This window comes from Streptomyces sp., from assembly GCF_031178505.1.
Taxonomy (GTDB): domain Bacteria; phylum Actinomycetota; class Actinomycetes; order Streptomycetales; family Streptomycetaceae; genus Streptomyces; species Streptomyces gulbargensis.
In genome coordinates this window covers 1-5,580 of sequence record NZ_JAPSIW010000476.1, presented here as the reverse complement: position 1 = coordinate 5,580, position 5,580 = coordinate 1, and the positions used below count along the sequence as shown (strand labels likewise).

At 73.4% G+C, this 5,580-nt stretch carries 6 protein-coding genes and 1 pseudogene; all 7 read right to left on the bottom strand.

The window, feature by feature from the left end:
* The coding region (locus RIF68_RS25655; protein ID WP_309053671.1) for an MFS transporter at window positions 1-376 on the bottom strand (376 nt) is incomplete at its 3' end.
* Between the two features lie 66 nt (window positions 377-442).
* Window positions 443-1,603 carry a MalY/PatB family protein gene (locus tag RIF68_RS25650; protein WP_309053670.1) on the bottom strand — a complete coding sequence of 387 codons (1,161 nt, stop codon included), beginning with the start codon at window positions 1,601-1,603 and terminating at the stop codon, window positions 443-445.
* Between the two features lie 111 nt (window positions 1,604-1,714).
* Window positions 1,715-2,737 carry a class II fructose-bisphosphate aldolase gene (fbaA, locus tag RIF68_RS25645; RefSeq protein WP_309053669.1) on the bottom strand — a complete coding sequence of 341 codons (1,023 nt, stop codon included), beginning with the start codon at window positions 2,735-2,737 and terminating at the stop codon, window positions 1,715-1,717.
* Window positions 2,738-2,957: 220 nt separating this feature from the next.
* Complete coding sequence (gene pyrE, locus RIF68_RS25640; protein WP_309053668.1) at window positions 2,958-3,506, bottom strand: orotate phosphoribosyltransferase; 549 nt, start codon at window positions 3,504-3,506, stop codon at window positions 2,958-2,960.
* A gap of 58 nt (window positions 3,507-3,564) precedes the next feature.
* Window positions 3,565-4,350, bottom strand: a complete 786-nt coding sequence (locus RIF68_RS25635; RefSeq protein ID WP_309053672.1) for an aldose 1-epimerase — start codon at window positions 4,348-4,350, stop codon at window positions 3,565-3,567.
* 34 nt (window positions 4,351-4,384) lie between these two features.
* A complete protein-coding gene (locus tag RIF68_RS25630) occupies window positions 4,385-5,311 on the bottom strand; it encodes an SRPBCC domain-containing protein (protein ID WP_309053667.1) in 927 nt (308 codons plus the stop codon).
* Between the two features lie 74 nt (window positions 5,312-5,385).
* Window positions 5,386-5,580: pseudogene (locus RIF68_RS25625) on the bottom strand (spermidine synthase); the annotation flags it as partial.

The following is a 5,580-nucleotide window of genomic DNA, read 5'->3' as shown; positions in this document are numbered from 1 at the left end:
GGATCAGCGCGAGCGAGCCCGGCGTCAGCAGCGCCCCGCCCACGCCCTGGAGCGCGCGGGCCGCGACCAGCACCCCGGCGTTCGGGGCGAGCCCGCACAGCAGCGAGGCCAGCGCGAACCACACCACGCCGACGACGAAGACCCGCCGCCGCCCGTACCGGTCGCCGAGCGCCCCGCCGAGCAGGATCAGCCCGGCGAGGGTCAGCATGTACGCGTTGACGGTCCACTGGAGCGCGGCCAGATCGGCGCCCAGGTCGGCGCCGATGTGCGGCAGGGCGACGTTGACGACGGTGGAGTCGAGCAGCACCATCCCGGAACCCAGGACCGTCGTGAAGACGATCCACCGCCCCGTTCCGGAGCTCAGCCGGATGTCCATGCCTGCATGGTCCCGCGAACGGCGGCCCGCTGCCTCCCCGTGGGGCACCGGCTTCCCTCTTCCCCGTCAGGCCGGGGCGAGCCGGCGCGCGGCCCGGACCAGGGCGTCCAGGCCCCGCTCCGCCTTCTTCCGGGGGCAGCCGAGGTTCAGCCGGACGAAGCCCGGCGTCCCGTACACCCCGCCCGGCACGACCGCGACCTTCTCCCGCCGCACCAGCTCCTCGTGGAGCCGGTCCTCCTCGATGCCCAGCGGCCGCAGGTCGATCCAGGCAAGGTACCCGGCCCGCGGCGGTGTCCACGCCACCTCCGGCAGCCCGTCCGCGAGCCGCTCCGCGACCAGCGCCATCGTGTCCGCCACGTACGCCCGCAGCGCGTCCAGCCAGTCCGCGCCGTGCCGGTACGCGGCGATGTGCGCGGTCAGGGAGAGCACGGCCGGCGAGGCCAGCCCCTCCCCGGTCTCCATGCGCCGTACGAAGACCTCCCGTTCCTCCGGGTCGCCGATGAGCCCGTAGGAGCCGGAGAGCGCCGGGAAGTTGAAGGCCTTCGTGCCCGAGGTGACCAGGGCCCAGCGGCGGCCCGGGCCCGGTTCCGCGATCCGGGCCCAGGGGATGTGGCGGTGGCTCCCGGCGGTCAGGTCGGCGTGGATCTCGTCGCTGACGACGGCGGCGCCGTGCCGCTCGGCCAGCCGGGCGAAGCCGGTGAGCTCCGCCTCCGTCCACACCCGGCCGGTGGGGTTGTGCGGGGAGCAGAGCAGCAGCATCCGGCTGTCCGGCCGGGCCAGCTCCCGCTCCAGCGCCTCCGGGTCGTCCAGCGGGACACCGCGTAGCTCGCGCCCGAGGCCGGTGACGACCTTGCGGAAGCCGTCGTACGTGGGGGTGTGCACCACCACCCCGTCCCCCGGCTCCGTCCACATGCGCAGCAGCTGCGAGAGCTGGCTGAGCACGGAGGGCGCGTACACCAGCGCCCCGGTGTCGATCGCCGTGCCGTACCGGCGCGCGTACCAGTCGCGTATCGCCTCCCGGAACTCCCCGAGGCGCCAGTCGGTGTAACCGAAGACGCCGTGGTCGACGCGCTCGCGCAGGGCGGCGAGGACCTCCGGCGGGGAGGCGAAGTCCATGTCGGAGACGGTGAAGGGAAGCAGGCCGGGGACGCCGAAGCGGTCGGCCGCCCCGTCCCACTGGACGGAGCTGGTGCCGTGCCGGTCGATCTCGCGGTCGAAGTCGTACATCGGTGGGCCCTTCCGGTGGGGACGGGGATGCGCGAGGGCCCGGCACCACGAAGGGTGCCGGGCCCGGTGTTCGCGGACGCGGCCGGGGGACCCGGCCGCGCGTACAGCGCCCTACTTCAGCTTCTTGCCGGCGGAGCGCAGCGCGACACAGGCCTCGGCGACACGGGCGGCCATGCCGGCCTCGGCCAGCTTGCCCCAGGTGCGCGGGTCGTAGGTGGACTTCTTGCCGACCTCGCCGTCGACCTTCAGGACACCGTCGTAGTTCTTGAACATGTGGTCCACCACCGGACGCGTGAAGGCGTACTGGGTGTCGGTGTCGAGGTTCATCTTCACCACGCCGTTCTCGATGGCGGTGGCGATCTCCTCGGCGGTCGAGCCGGAGCCGCCGTGGAAGACGAAGTCGAACGGGGACGCCTTGCCGAACTTCTCCGAGACGCCCGCCTGGAGGTCCTTGAGCAGCTCGGGGCGGAGCACGACGTTGCCCGGCTTGTAGACGCCGTGCACGTTGCCGAAGGAGGCGGCGAGCAGGTAGCGGCCCTTCTCGCCCAGGCCCAGGGCCTCGGCGGTGCGGATCGCGTCGTCGACCGAGGTGTAGAGCTCGTCGTTGATCTCGTGGCTGACGCCGTCCTCCTCGCCACCGGTCGGGGTGATCTCGACCTCAAGGATGATCTTGGCGGCGGCGGCCTTCGCGAGCAGCTCCTGGCCGATGGCCAGGTTGTCCGCGAGGGTCTCGGCCGAACCGTCCCACATGTGGGACTGGAACAGCGGGTTCTCGCCACGGGCGACGCGCTCGGCGGAGACGTCGAGCAGCGGACGGACGTAGCCGTCCAGCTTGTCCTTCGGGCAGTGGTCGGTGTGCAGGGCGACCGTGATGTCGTACTTCGCGGCGACGATGTGCGCGAACTCGGCCAGGGCGACGGCGCCCGTGACCATGTCCTTGTTGTGCTGGCCGCCCAGGAACTCGGCACCGCCGGTCGAGATCTGGATGATGCCGTCGCTCTCGGCCTCCGCGAAGCCGCGGAGCGCCGCGTGAAGGGTCTGGGACGAGGTCACGTTGATGGCCGGGTAGGCGAACTTGCCTGCCTTCGCCCGGTCGAGCATCTCGTTGTAGACCTCGGGGGTTGCGATGGGCATTCGTCCGCTCCTTGTGATGTGCGGGTATGGGCGTTGCTTGTCCCTGACCTAGGGGCGACGTCATCGTCGGGGCCATCTTTCCAGACTCTTCCCCGGGCTCCCACGGGCACCACAGGCGAAGGGGTGGAGCGTTTCACGTGAAACACTCCACCCCTTCCCAACATCGCAGGTCAGAGCGGAGGAACCGGCACCGGCCCCCCACGTCACGACTTCGCGGCGGTTACGCCAGGCCGAGCTCGTCCAGCGCGTAGGCGTAGAGGTACGGCACTCCGGCCGTCCCGCTGATCTTCTCGCCCGCGCCGGTGGCCCGGTCCACGATCGTCGCCACGGCGACGACCTCGGCGCCCGCGGCACGCGCCGCCTCGACGGCGGTCAGCGGCGAGCCGCCGGTGGTGGAGGTGTCCTCCACGATCAGGACGCGCCGGCCCTTGATGTCCGGACCCTCGACCTGGCGCTGCATGCCGTGCGCCTTGGCGGCCTTGCGGACCACGAAGGCGTCCAGGCGCTCCCCGCGCGCGGCGGAGGCGTGCAGCATCGCGGTGGCGACCGGGTCGGCACCCAGCGTGAGGCCGCCGACCGCGTCGAAGTCCAGGTCCTTGGTCAGTTCGAGCATGACCTGACCGACCAGCGGCGACGCGGCGCCGTCCAGGGTGATCCGGCGAAGGTCGACGTAGTAATCGGCTTCCAGACCCGAGGAGAGGGTCACCTTGCCGTGCACCACGGCCTTGTCCTTGATCTGCTGGAGCAGCTCAGCGCGTACGTCAGTCATGGTCAGCAGCTTACGGGCGCCACCGCCTCCGCACGCTCCCGGCCTCACCGGCCCCGGGTCACGGGCGGCGCCAGCTCCACACGCTCTCGACCTCCAGCGGGTCGATCGGGGTGACCAGGCGCGGATGGGTGTTGAGGCCGTTCGGCGGACCGGACTGCGGCTCGACGCAGACCGCCTCCGCGGGCTCGTCGTAGATCACCACCCACTCGGACCTGCCGGTGACCTTCAGCTCCAGCTCCCCGGGCCAGGTGAGGGTGACGTCCACGCCGCCGGGCATGCCGAAGCAGTCGTCCCAGGGGCCCGGGAGGGGGTCGATCCGGCGGCCGGTGGGAATGTGGTCCTCGCCGCGCTCCTCCTGCCAGGCGGGGGCGAAGTCGATGCGCACGTCCTGACCGCCGTGGCCGAGGTTCCGCAGGAACCAGGGGTGCCAGCCGGCCTGCGCCGGGAAGGAGTCGGCGTAGGCCTCGACCCCGAACCGGAGGGTGAGCGCGTCCTCGGCCAGCTCGAAGACCTGGGTGACCCGCCCCTTGTACGGCCAGGGGTCACCGAGCTCGCAGGTGAAGACGGCCTCGGTCGCGGAGCTCCGGGCCGTCCGCCAGGCCAGGTCCCGTACGGTGCCGTGGATCGCGTGCGGGGCGGCGTTGACCGGCAGCCGGTGCTCGGTGGCACCGTCGAGGAAGCGGCCGAGCGCGGTCCGCCCGCACCAGGGCACCATCGGGAAGCTGCCGTACCGCTCGCCCTGGCGCAGCACCTCGGTGCCGCCGATCCGCAGGCTCTCGATCCGGCAGCCGTTCTCGGGATTGATGGTCAACTCGGCGTCGCCCGCCGACAGTCGCGTCTGCATGCTCACGCCCCGACCCTAGCCTCCGTGGACCGTTTCAACGACGGCGGCGCAGCGCCCGTCCCACGACGACGGCCGAGGCGAGCGCGAGCGCGGCGGCGGGGGCGATCCAGCGCAGGGTGGCGCCGGCGTTCGACGACTCGGGGGCGGGCACGGGCGCGTACCGGCCGCGCGGCGGCGCGTGGTCGACCTCCTCCGCGCTCCGGCCGATCATCGTCCGGCGGGCGTGGGCGGCCTCGGCGGCGGGCTGGGGTGCGGGGAACTCCGCGGGGGTGTCGGGGACGTCGACGACGTCCGGGACGTCGTGGACGTCGGGGAAGTCCTCGTCGAGCAACGGGTCGAGCCCGGAGGGCGGGACGGGGGTGTCGAAGACGGAGGGCCGCCCCGGCTCCTCGATCCCGTCGTCCACGCCGTCGTCGTCGCTGTCGGCCTCGGGGCCCTGGTCGGCGGGCGTCCTCGGCTCCCCGGCGGTGTCGGGCCGGTCCTCCGCCGCCTCCGGCACCGCTCCCGCTCCGGCTTCCGCTTCCGGCCGCGCGTCGCCCGCCAGAGCGGTGAGGGACTCCACGAACCGGTCGAGGACGCGGGCGCCCGCCGTGGCCCGTGCCTGCTCCGTGGCCTCGGCCAGCCGGCCGGTCGCCTCCAGGGCGCCGGTGAAGCCGAGACCGGTGCCGCCGGCCAGCGGGGTGAGGACGACGGTGAGCGAGACCTCGGCCGTCCCCGTGCCGCGCACCTCCGTGCCGGTGCCCTCGTACGTGAGGGCACCGTCCCGCTCGACGATGCGCACCGAACCCCGGTACGTGATGGTGTGGCCGCCCACGCGGACCTTGAGCCGGCCCGACAGCGGGTCGGCGTCCGCGTCGGCGTCCCGCTGGAGTCCGGGCACGCAGCGCGCCACCCGTGCGGGATCCGTGAGCGTCGCGCGCAGGGCTTCGGCCGGGACCGGGACGAACACCTCATGCTCCATGGGAGCCGAGCCTACTCAGAGCGCGGCGCGGCGTCGCCCGTTCGCGCCGGGCGGCGCCGTCCGGTCGTTCGCGTTCAGCCGCCGTACCGGGGATGTACCAGGGTCGACGGCGGCAGCCCGGACCACCGGGTCCGCTCGGCCAGGTGCGCCGCCGCCGCGAGGGTGCCGGGCCCCAGGGAGCGGAGCCGGGGAGCGCCGGGGGCGAGCCCGAGGGCGGGCGGGCGCGGTCCGGGGACGGCCAGGACGAACCCCCAGTCCCCCGGCCCGCG